At 36.5% G+C, this 16,540-nt stretch carries 11 protein-coding genes; 3 read left to right on the top strand and 8 right to left on the bottom strand.

Features of this window, described 5'->3' with window-relative positions; translation table 11 throughout:
- Positions 1–8: 8 nt before the first annotated feature.
- From EGI05_RS02785 to EGI05_RS02820, 8 genes are all read right to left on the bottom strand, one after another.
- Complete coding sequence (locus EGI05_RS02785) at positions 9–2,786, bottom strand: multicopper oxidase domain-containing protein (RefSeq protein WP_449506041.1); 2,778 nt, start codon at positions 2,784–2,786, stop codon at positions 9–11.
- 113 nt (positions 2,787–2,899) lie between these two features.
- Positions 2,900–3,373 carry a DUF3347 domain-containing protein gene (locus EGI05_RS02790; RefSeq protein WP_123261539.1) on the bottom strand — a complete coding sequence of 158 codons (474 nt, stop codon included), beginning with the start codon at positions 3,371–3,373 and terminating at the stop codon, positions 2,900–2,902.
- 104 nt (positions 3,374–3,477) lie between these two features.
- Positions 3,478–3,855, bottom strand: a complete 378-nt coding sequence (locus EGI05_RS02795; protein WP_123261540.1) for an HYC_CC_PP family protein — start codon at positions 3,853–3,855, stop codon at positions 3,478–3,480.
- 202 nt (positions 3,856–4,057) lie between these two features.
- On the bottom strand, positions 4,058–6,265 hold the full coding sequence (locus EGI05_RS02800) for a TonB-dependent receptor plug domain-containing protein (protein WP_123261541.1): 2,208 nt from the start codon (positions 6,263–6,265) through the stop codon (positions 4,058–4,060).
- Between the two features lie 44 nt (positions 6,266–6,309).
- Positions 6,310–7,119, bottom strand: coding sequence for a 3-deoxy-8-phosphooctulonate synthase (gene kdsA / locus EGI05_RS02805; RefSeq protein ID WP_123261542.1), 810 nt, complete (start codon positions 7,117–7,119; stop codon positions 6,310–6,312).
- A 169-nt stretch (positions 7,120–7,288) separates the two neighbouring features.
- Entirely contained in the window at positions 7,289–7,813 is a 525-nt protein-coding gene (locus tag EGI05_RS02810; protein WP_123261543.1) for a DUF1697 domain-containing protein, read from the bottom strand.
- A 77-nt stretch (positions 7,814–7,890) separates the two neighbouring features.
- Positions 7,891–9,381: an LTA synthase family protein gene (locus EGI05_RS02815; RefSeq protein WP_123261544.1), complete on the bottom strand. Its 1,491-nt coding sequence runs from the start codon at positions 9,379–9,381 to the stop codon at positions 7,891–7,893.
- Positions 9,382–9,472: 91 nt separating this feature from the next.
- Positions 9,473–12,958: a glycosyltransferase family 117 protein gene (locus tag EGI05_RS02820; protein WP_123261545.1), complete on the bottom strand. Its 3,486-nt coding sequence runs from the start codon at positions 12,956–12,958 to the stop codon at positions 9,473–9,475.
- A 223-nt stretch (positions 12,959–13,181) separates the two neighbouring features.
- Between EGI05_RS02820 and EGI05_RS02830 the strand changes: the two genes are divergently transcribed.
- The 3 genes from EGI05_RS02830 (at position 13,182) to EGI05_RS02840 (ending at position 16,523) form a co-directional block, all read left to right on the top strand.
- Positions 13,182–14,219, top strand: coding sequence for a PLP-dependent cysteine synthase family protein (locus EGI05_RS02830; protein ID WP_123261547.1), 1,038 nt, complete (start codon positions 13,182–13,184; stop codon positions 14,217–14,219).
- Positions 14,220–14,301: 82 nt separating this feature from the next.
- Positions 14,302–15,573 (top strand): aminotransferase class I/II-fold pyridoxal phosphate-dependent enzyme, encoded by a 1,272-nt coding sequence (locus EGI05_RS02835; RefSeq protein ID WP_185144960.1) that lies wholly within the window; start codon positions 14,302–14,304, stop codon positions 15,571–15,573.
- Positions 15,574–15,644: 71 nt separating this feature from the next.
- A complete protein-coding gene (locus EGI05_RS02840; protein WP_123261549.1) occupies positions 15,645–16,523 on the top strand; it encodes a DMT family transporter in 879 nt (292 codons plus the stop codon).
- The last annotated feature ends 17 nt before the right edge of the window (positions 16,524–16,540 follow it).

Below are 16,540 nucleotides of genomic sequence, written 5' to 3' on the forward strand. Positions count from 1 at the left end.
TTTTTTATTTAATAAGTCAGAGTAATTCCGGCTCCCCATCCCAATTCATTATCATAATTTCCGGAAACCGACAGCCATTTTTGCAGGATATATCGCAATCCTGTTGTAAATTCTCCATCGGAATTAAGGCTGAAATTCCCTCTTATTCTTCTGGAAATCGGGATATCTTCCCTGCTTAATTCCAACAGAACTTTCCCGTTTTGATCTACACTTGCATCAGCAAGGATGAGCATCGGCAAAACGTATTGAACACCGGCAATAAAGGTATTTTTATTTTTTGGAGTCCTGTTCTGTCCGAACCAGGTTTTCTTTTCTTTCTCATCCATATGCCCATCTCCCATCATTCCGTCTTCCGCCATTTCAGCATTCTTTATCCTGAAACCTACATACGGTAAAGCCCATTGAAATTTCCCTAAAAATCTTCCTACTTTAAAGTTTCCGTCAAAATGATTGAAATCCCAGTTGGAATGAAATTCATTCAGATTCGCCCATCTTGGACCGAACATCGTCATGGTCTCTGCGTGAATTTTATTACTTGCTACATCCAGCATCGCCATTGAACTGATCATTCGGTTATCACTCAGAAAGTTTTTCCAGGCTAATTTCCTATTGGGCAATTGTGGATTCGGTTTTGAATTTTCATAACTGAACACTCTACCCATTCCCGCCATCATGTGATATAAAATATGACAGTGGAAGAACCAGTCGCCATCCTGATTAGCAGCAAACTCAATCGTATTGGTTTCCATCGGCATAATATCCACTACATTTTTCAAGGGAGAATATTCCCCTTTTGAATTGATCAGCCTGAAATCATGGCCATGAAGGTGCATCGGGTGCCGCATCATGGAATTATTATATAGGGTAATTCTCAGGATTTCGCCTTTTTTAACCAATATCTTATCTGTTTCAGTCACTGTTTTATTATCCAGTGTCCAAAGATAGTGGTTCATGTTCCCTTCCAAAGTAAACTTCAGTTCTCTTACATTATCATCAGGAAGAATGGTTTTCTCAGGAGATTTTAGGATATTATAAGATAATCTTTTAATCGATTTTTCCTCTTTCATATCCATTCCGCCGTGTTGGGAATGATTTTCTTCTTTTCCTTCATCTTTAGTTTTAACCCCCATCATTTCATTTATGTGCTTCATCGTCATTTTTCTCTGGCTTTCAGGAAGTTCGGGGTACATGACTTCGTTCATATCCATCATCTGGTTACCCATCGTCATGTTCATGGGCTTCATATTCCCGCTCATTTCCATCATTCCGTTCATCATTTTCATTCCTTCAAACAGCATTAATCTTGGCAGGTTCGGAGCTTCCATTTTCTCGCCGGAGCCCAGCCAAAGCGAAGCATGCCCTATCCTGTCTTCTGAAGTAGCCCTGAATTCAAAGCTCTTATTTTCCGGAATGGTGACTTCAATATCATACGTTTCGGAAACTCCTACGATAAGACGGTCTACTTCTACAGGTATCACATCATTTCCGTCATTGGCAATCACTTTTATTTTTCCGCCTCCATAATTCAGCCAGAAATAGGTAGACGAACCTCCGTTGGCAACCCTTAACCTTACTTTATCTCCGGCTTTTAAGTTGGAATAATCCGAACTTGGCAATCCATTAATCAGGAATTTATTATAATATACATCACTCACGTCCATTGCTTCCATTCTCTTCCACTCATTCAAAACCTTGGTTCCGAAATTTCCCGACTTTATAGCTTCCCAATAACTTTGAACCGCATTTTTCTTGATCGCATACCAATCTGTATTGGCCATGTGAAGTCTTCTGGCAATTTGTTTAGGATTTTCATCGCTCCAGTCTCCTAAAAGAACCGGAATTTCTGTTGTATATTCTGTTTTAGGTTCTCCTTCTCTTTTTTTGAAGACCAATACTCCATTCATTCCAAGCTGCTCTTGTAAGGCTTCATGGGAATGGTACCAATATGTCCCGTTTTGTGAAATCTTAAATTTATACAAATGAGTTTCACCGGGTTTAACGGGTTTTGTGGTCAAATAAGGAACACCGTCATGTTCATTGGGTAAAATCACGCCATGCCAGTGAAATCCGGTGTTTTCTTTCAGCATATTATGAAGATAAATTTCAGCTGTATCCCCTTCTGTAAAATATAGAGTCGGAGCCTGTAATTTACCGTTCACTGCGATAGCTCTACGGTTTTTTCCAGTGAAATTGACAATAGTGTCTTTCACATACAGATCATACCGAACTGTTCTTCCTCCAAAGGTTACCTTTCCATTTTCAGCATTTCTTTTCAGCTCTGTTTTCTCCTCATCATTGTTTTCAGCTTGGTGATGAGTATGATCTTCTTTTTCTACGAGATCCATTCCACATTTCGGACACTTTCCGGGTTTTGAAGAAACTACTTCCGGATGCATTGGGCAGGTATAGGTTAATTGAGGTTGAGGTTGAGTCTTAGGTTTGGGGTCCGGTTTCCCAACTGTTTGAGCTTTCTGAGGTGCCTGAACTCCCGGTTTTGTTTTTACTTTGGGTTTTTCCTCAACCTTTACCTTAGGCTTAGCCTTAACAGTTGGTTTTTTTATTTTTTGTTCCGCAACTTTTATTTCCTGTTTTGGAGCCGGTTTCGCCTGTGGCTTCTGAACTACTTTAGGCTTTACCACAACTGTCTTTTTTACCAATGTCATTCCGCATTTCGGACAATCTCCTGGTTTTGAAGAAACCACTTCCGGATGCATCGGACAGGTATAGTAAGTCTTTGTAGTCTGAGCAAGGCTGAAAACCGAGAATAAAAGCATCAGAAATATCATCAGTTTTTTCATACTGTTTCTAATTCTTTTGTTAATTTCAATAGTTGAATAGAATTAAAGCAATTTATAACTTTAACTATATAACTATTTGTTTTAAAAATCAATACAATAAATTATTTTATCTCTGACTTTACCGTTCCGCAAGATAGCATTGAACTGCCGTAATAAGGATTTACGATCTGCTTTTCATCGCTCAACCAACTTCCATCTGCCATTGGGCAATACTGAACAAATATTGGTTTTTCAGATAGCTTGAATTCTTTAGTCAATGCAATCATATTATCCGAAAGGTTGTAGAATGTTTCTCTTTGGGCGGTAATCGTTCTCGCATCAGAAATTAATGTTGCGTCTTTTCTAAGAATATTAAGATTTCCTTCTGAAACCATTTTATAATCTATCGCTGAAGCTGTTTTAATGAATTCTGAAGCTGCTTTTGAAGCTTTATCCGCATCATCGGAAGCTAAAGCCGATTTGATGGCGATATAATTCTGATAAAGTTTAGAAACCTGTGCATCAGATTTTGACTGTGCGGAAATAGAAATTACTGAAAATAAAGCGAATACTGCTGTGATGATATACTTTTTCATTGTTTTATAATTTTAGAATTAATAATTTTTAATAAAGAATAACCGTGTGGCTACGGTAAACCATGTCGCTCGTAACGATATGAATATCTTGCGACTGACGGATTCTAAATTCTAAAATGACAATGATGTATAAAAATGGGGACAAACCGTATATCCGGTGGTCCGTTAATTTGAACAGAAGTGAATTTCGAAGCTGAAAAAGATCGGTCTTCAAAGAAAAACTGATGTTTTTGCGGTTCAGCAAAATGCTTTACAAGATCAATGGTCAGTAAATTAGATTTTTGGGAATCATCAACCTTTACTACTTTGATCTCTGTCTTGCAGCAGTCTTTTTTGGTTTTAACGCCACATTTGCCACAAATATCATCAACTTTCTGACTTACAGAAACAAATTCCTGCATACAATAATGAATACTGAAAACCGCTCCGGAAGAAAACCCGAAGTAGAAAACAGAAAACAATATGGCAAGAATCTTTTTCATAGCTCTGTAGCAAAGGTAGAAATTTCCTGGAAAGCGTTGTTATAAAATTTGGTATTGTTGTTATAAAATTCAGCAGACTAAATAAAAAACTCCTGAATTTTCAGGAGTTTAGCTTTTATTGTTCTTGCAGATTAGATTGAATAGATTTTAATATTTATCAGCCAATCTAACTTCTAACTTCTAACTTCTAACTTCTAATAATCTATTTAATCTTAAACTCAAGTTTTACATTGAAGAAGCGTCCTGTCAAACGTACCGGAACCGGATACATCAAATTCGTTGTAGAATCTGTGATCCATTGGTTGGCAACGGTATTATTGATATTAAATGCGTTGAAAACCTGTACTCCTAAGGTAAGCTCTTCAAAGTTACCCCAGAAACCGTAAGGTCTGTTTTTGCTTTTAGGATCTATGAATACCTTGGAAAGCCCAATGTCTACTCTTTTATAAGAAGGCAATGTTTTTTGGTAGTTGTATGGATTGGTAAATACCGGTGCTCCTGTTGGTAATCCCATTGCATATACCAAGGTAAGATTTACACGCATGGAAGGAAACTTTGGCATATAATCCTGATAGAACATGGCAAATCTGAATCTTTGATCTGTAGGTCTCGGAATATTCCCTTGTCCATCTATATTTTCATATACCCTTGCATAACTTGCAGATAACCAGGAATCAACTCCCGGAACAAATTCTCCGAATAGTCTGGTATCGATTCCATACGCATATCCTGAAGCATTATTTTTCCCTGAGTAACGTATTCTCACATTATCCATATAGTATGGAATAAGGTTGTCCATTTTTTTATAATAAGCTTCTGTTGTCAATTTAAATGGCCTGTCATACATATAAAATTCAAAATCGTTCGCCAAGATCGCCTGGATGGAACGTTGTGATTTTATATCTGAATTGAAGTTTCCGTTTAAATCTTTGATCTCTTTATAGAAAGGTGACTGGTAATACACCCCTCCGGAAAGCCTGAACAACATATCGGATTCCCAATCCGGTTTTATGGCAAACTGTACTCTTGGAGAAAAAATGGTTTCTTTATTAAAGCTCCAGTGGGAAACCCTGGCTCCGGCGTTAATGAATACTTTATTGCTACCCCAGAAAAACTTCTGAGAATATTGTGCATAAGCCGACAGTCTTGTAGGCTCAATACTGTTGTTTCCGGAAATTCTGTAGAACAGATCAAGATCAGAAGGATCACCAAATCTGGGATCGTCCGGTGGTCTTGGTGTACTGTATCCTGCAGAATCTACTAACTTCCATTCGTTGGTAAGGTCTTTCAGATTTTCTTTTTCAAATTTGAATCCTACTTCAATATCCGTATTAACGTTAGGGGAAAATCTTGTTCTGAACTGAGAACCGTAAGTCCTTACAAATAAATCATTTCTGGCATGCTCTATTTGTCCGCCTACATCGTAAGACGTAACAGGTGCTCCCGTAATGGGGTCAAATGTCTGTAAAATATACGCTGATGAAATGGTATAATATTCTCTTTCCCTGTTCTGATAAGCAAAACTGTCTAAAGTAAATCTCCATTTGTCTGATGGCTTATAGTTCATAGAAACCGTTCCCATCATATTTTTATACTTATCATCTTCTCTACCGTCATAGAAAACCGTAAGGTTAAGCGGCATCTGAACGGTCCCGAAATCCACGCTTCTTTCTTTCGGAATCATTTCGTAATCATTCTTGGAGTAATATCCTATGAATGATAAAGAGAACTTCGGACTGATATGATAATTGATATAGGATTGAAAGTCCCAGTAGGTAGGATTAAAATCCGTATCTTCTTTCAATGTATTAAGAACCAAATTGGTATTCCTGTACCTTCCCGAAAATAAAGCAGTTAATTTTTGATTTTTTGAAGCAAAACCTGTTGTTAATCTCCCTCCAATCAAACTTGCTTCTCCTGAAAGTTCAAATTTCTCCGGCTCACGATAATAAATATTCAAGGCTGAAGACATTTTATCTCCATATCTTGGCTCAAAACCACCTGCGGAGAAGTTGACGGTTGAAACCATATCGGGGTTAATAATACTCAACCCTTCCTGTTGTGAGTTTCTGATCAGGAAAGGCCTGTAAATTTCAATATCATTAATGTAGATAAGGTTTTCATCATAGTTTCCACCACGCACCATATACTGTGAAGAAAGCTCGGTGTTGGAGTTTACGGAAGGTAATGTTTTAATAATCCCTTCAATACCTCCTGAAATACTCGCTACCTGCTGAGCATCTTTGGCTGAAATTTTTACAGTGGTAAGGTCATTGGTTTTTCCTGTAGTTTTTTTCTGGAAAATAACTTCCTCAATTTCGGTCACCTTAGTGGTTGTATCCCTTTTTCTCGTTTGGGAGAAAACCAACAAAGGAACCATAAGGCTTAGTGGTAAAACTAGTTTTTTCAAAAGAAATATTTTAAGAATTCCTAAAATTAATTAATTTTTAACAATTACAAAATCGATTCTCTGATTCTTGTTAATTTTTGCAATAAATCTTCCAATAAATCCAGCCTCAACATATTAGCGCCATCCGATAAAGCAGTTTCCGGCGTCGGGTGGGTTTCAATGAAAATTCCGTCTGCACCTACTGCGATTCCTGCTTTGGCAATGGTTTCTATAAGATCCGGTCTTCCTCCTGTAACCCCTGAACTTTGATTAGGCTGCTGCAAAGAGTGCGTTACATCCAAAATCACCGGAGCATACTCTCTCATGGTCGGAATTCCTCTATAATCAACAATCAGATCTGTATACCCGAAAGAATTTCCTCTTTCGATAATGGCTACTTTCTGGTTGTCTGAGTCCGTTATTTTCTGAACGGCAAATTTCATGGCTTCCGGAGAAAGAAACTGTCCTTTTTTCAAAGTAACACATTTTCCTGTTTTTGCCGCCGCCACCAACAAATCCGTCTGTCTTACAAGAAAAGCCGGAATTTGCAGAACATCCACATATTGAGCTGCCAAAGCAGCATGTTCATTTTCATGAATATCCGTTGTCGTGGGAATATTGAAGGTCTCACCTACTTTTTTAAGAATTTCAAGGGATTTTTCCTCTCCGATCGTTGTAAATGAATCTACCCTGCTTCGGTTAGCCTTTTTAAAGCTTCCTTTGAAAATATAAGGAATGTTATATTTATTGGTAAGCTCAATCACTTTTTCAGCGATTCTTAATGCCATATCTTCGCCTTCAATGATACATGGCCCCGCAATAAGGAAAAAGTTGTTGGAATCTTTGTGATGAATATTATCTAAATACTGAATCATTTTTATTATATTAAAAAGTTCAGTAAAAATACTGAGAAAGTTTTAGAACCGGAAATTATTGAGGACTTAATCATCTTCTTTATTGTAAGATACCCGATTCAACTAACTATATCTTTACAATAAAAAAGTTAGCCTGGGTAAGAAATATTGAAAAAACAACAATCGAGCTTTAAAATTTTTTCAGAATTTTCTCGAAAGTATTAATATTTCTGCTGGTAAACTGATCTTTCAGGCTTTTCTTACCCAAAATCTTCCCAAAAGTAGAGTCTAAGGTATTTCCTTTCGGAACCTGCCAGTAAAAAATGTCATTGACTATTTGTGCTTTTTCATTTTCCGTTTTGGCGGCATTGTCAAACTCCTGCATCAGCATATTGTCCACCCCAGGATTTCCTACAAAAGCATAAATATGCAGATCTTCATTTTTAGTGAAAGGGTTACTATTCCAGAAGGTTTCTGTTTCACCTTGAGATTTTATAAATAAAAATGCTTCGTAAGAAAAATGATCCGACATTGCTTTTTCAAGGATTTTCTTTAATTCATCTGCTTTTTTATCAGATGAGAATATAATATTTCCTGAAGCCAAAATTGAAACAACTTCTTTCATTCCAGCTTCTTTAAAAACCTGACAAACATCTGCCATTTTCATGTTTGTTCCTTTTACATTGACACCTCGAAGAAAAGCACAGTATTTCATAGTTTAGGGTTTATTTTTGTTTGAGAGTCCACAGGTGATAGAGTTTAGGTATTAAGGTGTATGAGTTTTTCTAAAATCTAATTTCTGATTCTAACGTATAGGTTATAATCCGTTCCCGAAGGTTTCAGTTTATAAATTTTTTCGAGGATCTTATTATCACTTTTTATATAATCCTTCACACGGAATTCTTTTAATATTTTATAATGAGTTTTGTAATATTCAGCATTTTCGCCTTCAAATAAATCCTCATAGGAAAGCAGATATTTGGGTTTTCTGTGCTTTACCGTATTGATCCAGTAATGTTTCTTATCTTTTTTGATTTCTTCCTGAATCTGCTTGTCAACAAGACCTACATCATCAATGGTTCTCAAGCCGGAGAAATATGGGATATATCCTGCCGGTTCAAGGAAAATCCATTGGTTTTTATCTTTTTCATAATTTCCTAAAAATATTCCCATTTGTCTTCTGTAATTCCATTCTCCGTTTCCTGTAGCAATAGAATGAATGGTTTGAAAAGCAAGCATTGGAAGAATGTAGAATATGATCAACAAAGATAACCACCAGTTTCTTTTTACTTTCTGTTCTAAAATAAATATAAGAACCGGAACAAAAAGCAACAGCTGTGGTACCCAATAATACCAGTCAAATAAACTTTTCTGGGAAATAAAAATGATCTGTTTTGCCCATCCGAACAGGAATATTATCCATAAGAAATAGTTTCTTTTTTCCCTTTGTCTGATCAGATAAATAAAACACAAGAGCTCAAACAGTAAAATAACGATCGTTAGGGGATTAAAATTTCCTGGTAATTTCAACATCCCCCAGAAATTCCCGTAATTGGCGGTGAAATATTCTATACTTTGCTGGGTCGTAAAATTATGGTCATACAGAAGTTTCTTCGCTACAATGGTATTATTAACCAATTCTCCGAAATAAAACCAGTTAAAAGCCAAGGATACGGAAACTCCCAAAATCCCACCCCAAATATAGCTCCATCTTATCTTTTTATTCCAAAAAACATCTACCAGGAAGACCATTCCTAAGAATATAATTGTGTCAATCCTTGTAAACATTATCAAAACCGGCAAAACGATCAAGGCCCATTTTTTTTCTTTTTTGAATCCGTAATACAGCAATAGCATTTCCAGGAAGAACAATAATCCATATTCCATCCCCAGAATGGAAATCTTAATGGAAGGCGGCAGAATCCCCAACAGGAATATAAAAACGGCTTTATGCCACGGATTTTTTAAAACCAAATGAGATAAAAGCAAGCTTCCTATTGTAAACAATAAAGAATTAAAGATCAGAATAGGAATAATAAAGTTTTCCTTCCCAAAAATCAGGTTGAATAAATAAGAGACAAAAACATACAAATGAGTGGTTGATGCAGAGATCTTAGTATTTCCGTTAAAACCTATTACTCCATAATCCAGTAAATTCTGGGCTACTCTCCAGGTAATAAAAGAATCTTCCTGGATGTAATGCGTGAGTAAGAAAAGAAGTTTGAAAGCTACTGTCAATAATACAGCATAGATAGGAATTTTACTATTCTTTGTTTCAGTCATCGTGCTCATTTATGTGGTACAAAGATAATCTTAAAATTCATGAAAGCCAATAAAAAAACGGAACCGAAGTTCCGTTTTCAAAGTATTTAGATTATTGTGTCGCTTTAATAATGGCAGTGGTAATCTGATTTTCTTTTTCTTTCGAATACGTAGAATCAAATGGCTGCATGATATCAAATAAGTACTGGTAGAATGGCGTGATCTTCTGTACATTTTCAGATTCGCTCATCGCTTTTTCTTTTCCTAATTGCTGTAGATCCTTAATGAAAGTATTGAACTTTTTGTCGATAGGCTCAATAGATTTCACAAGGTAATCGTAAGCTTTATCTTTCTGACCAATTTTCATGTAAGCATCTGTAACTGCTGAAACAACCAGAGAGTATTCCATTGGTTTTGCTCTCATCTGCTTTCTCAGGTACACCTGATCAGATTTGCTTAAGCTTAAATAATAATCATATTCTTCAAAGATTCCTTTCTTAAGGATTTCTGCCAGTTTCAAGCCTTTTTGCTCTTGTCCTGCTACAATGTATCCGTACACCATTGAGCTTAATGAACGAGGATCATTGTATTTTTCGGCTGGGATTTCTTTTGCAGCTAAGTCTAGTAACTCAATCGCTTTAGCTTTCTGTCCGCTTAATGAAAGCGCAGCTGCCGCTCTACTTGCCGCTCCTCTGTAGCTAATGATATTAGAAGTTGCCGTTTCATCAAAATGAGCATTCAGATCTTTAAAATTACCCCATCTGAAGTTTTTCACAACATTATATAAAGAGTTGGCATCTACTCTACCCAAATCTCCATCTGCATTTTGCAGGGTATGGATGGGAACCAGCCTGTAGCTGAATCCGTCAAACTGAAGATATTCATCAAGGAAGAAAATATTCTCACTGTCATAAATTCCTCCTGAAGAGAAATTGATCGGGCGCTTCCAATCGAAATTTGCCAATAGATCAAGCATAATCAGGTTATTTTTATAAAGAGTATTTCCTTTATAATTAATCATAATCTGCTTAACGGTATTCGGTAGATCTGCCTGTCTGATAATTCCTGCATTCACCGCATTAGCTTTGTTGACCGGTAAAATAAATTTGGTTACCGGAAGAATGTTATATTTTTCATATTTCTCTTCTCCAAAGTACATTTTCAACAGCTCATCTTTTTCAGGAGATTTCATTTTGATGAAGTTCATTGCTTCTTTCAAGGTCATGGAATCCTGAGTAAGATATTTTCTGAACTGCTGGAATTCTGTTTCAGGAGCTCCCTGTTCCTTCAGCATAGAGAACAAACCTTCCCAATCGTCCTTTTTCATCAGGTAGATCTGGTCATTCACTCCGTCTCTGTAATCCTCATGCGTCAATTGACTCGGAATAGCTGCGGCATTGTATGTTTTTCTTTTAATCTGATCTATATTCCATGGAGTTGATGCCAAAGTAAAGTTTACCACCTTCACATCATCCCTGAATCTTTCTGTCTCCTGGATCGCCCAAACCGGATAGGTATCGTTATCACCATATACAAATAAAATATCGTCTTTCGGCAATGATTTTAATACTGAATAGGCATAATCATACGCTGTATATCTGTTGCTTCTGTCATGTACATTATAATTCTGGAAGCCCATCATTAAAGGCACACCTAACAATACTATACCTGCAATAATATTAACAGCATTGGATTTCACTTTGGATTGTAAGAACCATAAAATAGCTCCGGCTCCTAATCCTATCCATATGGCAAAGGCGTAGAAGGAACCCACCATTGCATAATCTCTTTCTCTTGGTTCAAAAGGTTTTACCCCCGTATAGAAAACGATCCCTACACTTGTTAAAATGAATAATGATAATAACGCGTAGAATCTTCCAAAATCTCTGTTCAATTGGAAAAAGAATCCAATTAATCCTAAAATTAAAGGTAAAAAGAAAAAGGTTACAGTACTCTCATTTTTGAATTTTGCCGGCATTTTCTCCTGGCTTCCCCATAAAGCATCATCGATGAAAGAAATTCCCGAAATCCAGTTTCCGTTGGTAATTTCCATGTGTCCTTCAAGGTCATTCTGGCGCCCTACGAAATTCCACATCAAATATCTGACAAAATAATACCCATTCTGGAAAGTAATAAAGTAATCCATATTCTGTCCAAAAGATGGTCTCTGAACGTTGATCAGATCATAGGGTCTTACTTTCAAATAATCTGCTGCGGTAATAGAACCGTCTTCATACTTTTGTCTCAGTTCATCAAAGATCTGTTTTGCTTCAGGGCTGTCTGCCACATCTTCATTTCCATAATTGAACGTAAAATCAGGGGCTCCGTACATGGAAACATAATTAGACATCACATCCTTATCTTCATTGAACATTCTTGGCATTAAGCTTACATGAGACTTATTGAACACATAATTGAATCGGTCTCCTGTTTTTCTGTAAGTCCCGGTTTTCTCATCTTTTTCATAGATATCTCCGGTTTTTACGGTTTTATAGCTTCCATCTTCGTTCTTTTCAATTCCTTTTGCATCCAGGAAAGCTGTATAGTTTTGTCCGTAAATAGTTGGCCAATCTCCATATTGTTCTCTGTTATAATAATCCAACATACCGATTGCCGTATCCGGATCATTAAGGTTCATTGGCGGGTTTGCATTGGCTCTGATAGGAATTACCATCCAGCAGGAAAAACCAATGATCATATATACTACAGATAAAGCCACTGTTTGGTATACGTTTCTTTTGGCTTTTCTGGCATATTTAATTAAGAAATAGCAGATCACAACCATCAGAATGAACGCTGCAATAGTTCCTGAATGGAAAGGTAATCCTAATCCATTCACGAAGAATATTTCCAGCTTTCCGAATAACGTCATGATAACCGGGAAAATAATTTTGAATACAAATGCCAGAACAACCAGTGTAATCACATTAGCCCAAAGAAAACTCTTCCAGCTAAACGTATAGTTTCTTGCATAATAGATCAAACAAACTGCCGGAATAGCCAACATACACATCATGTGTACCCCAACAGAAAGTCCTAAAATAAAGAAGATCAAAATGATCCATCTTTCACTGTCAGGAGCGGTATATTCATTCTCCCATTTGGTGATCAACCAGACTAATAGTGCGATAAACATGGAAGCCATCGAGTATACTTCTCCTTCTACGGCTGAGAACCAAAAAGTGTCGGAAAAAGTAAAGCATAAAGCTCCGATCACTCCGGCAAACAGGATAGAAATTTCCTGATGTTTTGTTACTTCCTCAAAATCTTTGTTCAATAATCTTCTCACCAAATGAGTAATTGTCCAGAACAAAAATAAAATAGTCAACGCGCTAAACAATGCGGACATCGCATTGATCACAATGGAATAATTTTCGCCTTTGCCTAATGCAAACATTGCCGCCACAGCACCTACAATCTGGAAAAGAGCAGCTCCGGGAGCGTGCGTTACTTCCAGTTTCACTGCTGAGGAAATGTACTCTCCACAGTCCCAAAAACTAAAATTAGGTTCTATAGTTGACAAGTACGTGAAAAATGCAATAACGAAAACAACCCATCCTAAAATGGTGTTCCATTGCCTAAAAGTCCAATTTTTCATAGTATTAAATCAATTACGCGAAAATAAGGTTTTTAGTTTGTTTTATGAGGATTTTAACAAAATTTAAAAAAAATGGCGCAGTTTTTGAGACCTTTATAGAGCTGTATTGCAAAACAAAAGATGAATATTTGTTTATTGATACTTACCTAATTGAACAAAAGTTTAAAAATTATTTATTTTTTTGTATTTTTGCGGTCAGATTTTTATTGAAAAATAACAAATAATGAGTAATGTTTACGATAATATCCTTGGCCTTATAGGAAATACTCCTATGGTGAAGCTAAATACTGTAACGAAAGATATTCCTGCAACCGTATATGCCAAGTTAGAATCATATAATCCTGGACATTCCACCAAAGACAGAATTGCTCTTCATATTATAGAAAACGCTGAGAAAAAAGGTTTATTAAACAAAGACTCCGTAGTCGTGGAAACTACGTCCGGAAACACAGGATTTTCTCTTGCTATGGTTTGTATTATCAAAGGATATAAATGTATTCTTGCCGTAAGCGATAAAACCAAGCCGGAAAAGATTTCTTACCTGAAAGCTTTGGGTGCTACAGTATATGTTTGCCCGGCCAACGTTCCCGCAGATGATCCGAGATCTTATTATGAAGTAGCCAAAAGAATTGCTTCAGAAACTCCTAATTCTGTGTACATCAATCAGTACTTCAATGAGCTGAATATTGATGCCCATTATCAGACTACAGGTCCTGAAATCTGGGAACAGACACAGGGAAAAATCACTCACCTTTTCGCATGTACAGGAACAGGAGGAACTTTATCCGGTTCTGCTAAATTCCTGAAGGAAAAAAATCCTGCTATCAAGATCATTGGTGTAGATGCAGATGGATCTATTCTAAAAACCTATCACGAAACCGGTGAAATCCATAAGGAAGATGTTCATCCTTATCAGATCGAAGGAATGGGAAAAAATTTAATCCCTTCTGCCCTTTTATTTGATAAAGTGGATGAGTTCGTAAGAGTGAATGATGAAATGTCAGCTTACAGAACCCGTGAAGTCGCTTTAAAGGAAGCCATCATGGGAGGTTATACAACAGGAGCTGTTACACAGGCGTTATTACAATATGCACAATCTCATGAGTTTTCAAAAGACGATGTGATTGTCCTGATCTATCCGGACCACGGTTCAAGATACATCACCAAAGTGTACAGTGACAAATGGATGGCGGAACAAGGTTTTATCAACAATTGCGTTCACAATTATGATGAAGTTTTCAAAACAGAATTCATTAAATAAAAAAAATAATAAATCACGATACAAATCAAGCCTTTTTGTAGATCATAAAGGCTTTTTTACTTAAAAATTACTTAATAAAATGTTGGATATTTTTGAAAGAATAAAAGAAAATCCAGGACCTCTTGGACAGTTTGCAGATTACGGTGAAGGTTATTTTATTTTCCCAAGGCTGGAAGGGCCTATCGGACCAAGAATGCAGTTTCAGGGAAGGGAAGTTATTTTCTGGAGCGCTAATGACTATCTGGGATTGTGTAACCACCCTGAAGTGTTAGAAGCGGATGCCAAAGCTGCAGCTGAATACGGTATGTTTTATCCTATGGGAGCGAGAGCAATGTCCGGAGAAACAGAACAACATTTACAGTTAGAAAGAGAATTGGCAGATTTCGTTCAGAAAGAATCCGCTTATTTATTGAATTTCGGTTATCAGGGAATGGTTTCTACCATTGATGCTTTAGTGAGCAGAAATGACGTAATTGTTTATGATGTAGATTCCCATGCTTGTATCGTTGACGGTGTAAGATTACACGCGGGAAAAAGATTTACCTATAAGCACAATGATATTGCAAGCCTTGAAAAGAACCTTCAAAGAGCAACTAAAGTAGCGGAAGAAACAGGAGGAGGAATTTTAGTTATTACGGAAGGAGTTTTCGGAATGAGAGGACAGCAAGGGAAGTTAAAAGAAATCTGCGAGCTTAAATCAAAATACAAATTCAGATTATTGGTAGATGATGCCCACGGATTCGGTACGCTTGGTAAAACAGGAGCCGGAGCTGGTGAAGAACAGGGATGTCAAGATCAGATCGATGTATACTTCTCTACTTTCGCTAAATCTATGGCTGGTTTCGGAGCTTTTCTAGCGGGAGATAAAGAAATCATCAGATATTTAAAATTCAACTTAAGATCTCAGATCTTCGCTAAATCTTTAACGATGCCAATGGTAATCGGAGGATTGAAAAGATTAGAGCTTTTGAGAACAAGACCGGAAATCAAAGCTAAACTTTGGGAAAATACGAATAAACTACAGAACGGACTTAGAGAAAGAGGATTCAACATTGGAGATACCAATACTTGTGTAACTCCGGTTATGATGCAGGGAACTCCGGTAGAAGCTACTCTTTTGGTAAAAGACTTAAGAGAAAACTATAGAATCTTTACTTCTGTTGTAGTATATCCGGTAATTCCTAAGGGAATGATCTTATTGAGATTAATTCCTACAGCCTCTCACACAGATGCAGAAATCAATGAAACACTTGCAGCATTTGAAGCGATCCACGATAAACTGGTAAGCGGATATTACAAGGAACAGGAACAAAAATTATTACAAGAGCAAGGTTTGAGCTTCAAACCAATCTAATAAAAATAAAAAACCACTGTTCTTCATCAGTGGTTTTTTTATGACTCATTTCAAAGTTAATACATCTATCAATGAAGTTTAAGGGATATGCTTTAGGAATCATTTCATCGGTATCATACGGACTAATTCCGATTTTTATCTTACCTGTGAAACAGGCCCATTTTTCATTGGATATTACTCTGTTTTACAGATTTCTCTTTTCAGCATTAATGATCGGCGGATATTTATTATATTCCAAAGAGAATTTTTCTATCAATAAAAAAGAAGGAATTGTTCTGGCCATACTTGGAATCTGCTATGCGCTTTCTTCGGAGTTTTTATTTTTAGGATATGATTATCTTACTGCGGGGATTGCTTCCACGGTATTATTTATTTATCCGGTTATTGTAGCACTCATCATGTTTTTCTTTTATAGGGAAAAACTCACAAAGCTTTCTATTCTCTCATTACTTCTTGCTTTTGCTGGAGTAATTGTTTTATGCTTAAAAGGAAAAGGCTTAGAAATCAACTTTGCAGGATTAGGAATTGTGATGTTAAGCTCTCTTTTTTATGCGCTTTATATCATTATTGTCAACAAGTCAAATAGTAAGGTTTCAGGATTTAAGCTTTCTTTCTATTCCATGCTTTTCACTTCTCTATTCTTCATGATTAAATCGTTGATAGGACAAGAATCTTTTGCGATTCCTTCTGTAACAGTATTCTTTAATTTTGTTGTCTTTGCACTTCTTACGACTGTAATCTCCACATTGTGCCTTGTTTTTTCAATTAAAAGTATAGGCTCCACTCCTGCCGCCATTTTAGGAGCTTTGGAACCTGTGGTTGCGGTTATGGTAAGTGTTTTGATGTTTGATGAAAAATTTACCTTCAATTTATTCCTTGGAATTGTCCTGATTCTTTTAGGAGTTATCTTGAATGTTCTTGCGGGTAGTAAAAAAGCTGTTCATCATTAAAATCTGGAATATTTAAA

It is taken from the genome of Chryseobacterium daecheongense (genome assembly GCF_003729955.1).
Lineage (GTDB): Bacteria > Bacteroidota > Bacteroidia > Flavobacteriales > Weeksellaceae > Chryseobacterium > Chryseobacterium daecheongense.

Excerpts from the sequence above, each read along its gene's own strand:
- EGI05_RS02815 (WP_123261544.1), bottom strand. The coding sequence starts at position 9,381 with ATGACTGAAACAAAGAATAGTAAAATTCCTATCTATGCTGTATTATTG.
- EGI05_RS02790 (WP_123261539.1), bottom strand. The coding sequence starts at position 3,373 with ATGAAAAAGTATATCATCACAGCAGTATTCGCTTTATTTTCAGTAATT.
- EGI05_RS02830 (WP_123261547.1), top strand. The coding sequence starts at position 13,182 with ATGAGTAATGTTTACGATAATATCCTTGGCCTTATAGGAAATACTCCT.
- EGI05_RS02785 (WP_449506041.1), bottom strand. The coding sequence starts at position 2,786 with ATGATATTTCTGATGCTTTTATTCTCGGTTTTCAGCCTTGCTCAGACT.
- EGI05_RS02840 (WP_123261549.1), top strand. The coding sequence starts at position 15,645 with ATGAAGTTTAAGGGATATGCTTTAGGAATCATTTCATCGGTATCATAC.
- EGI05_RS02810 (WP_123261543.1), bottom strand. The coding sequence starts at position 7,813 with ATGAAATACTGTGCTTTTCTTCGAGGTGTCAATGTAAAAGGAACAAAC.
- EGI05_RS02820 (WP_123261545.1), bottom strand. The coding sequence starts at position 12,958 with ATGAAAAATTGGACTTTTAGGCAATGGAACACCATTTTAGGATGGGTT.
- EGI05_RS02795 (WP_123261540.1), bottom strand. The coding sequence starts at position 3,855 with ATGAAAAAGATTCTTGCCATATTGTTTTCTGTTTTCTACTTCGGGTTT.
- kdsA (WP_123261542.1), bottom strand. The coding sequence starts at position 7,119 with ATGATTCAGTATTTAGATAATATTCATCACAAAGATTCCAACAACTTT.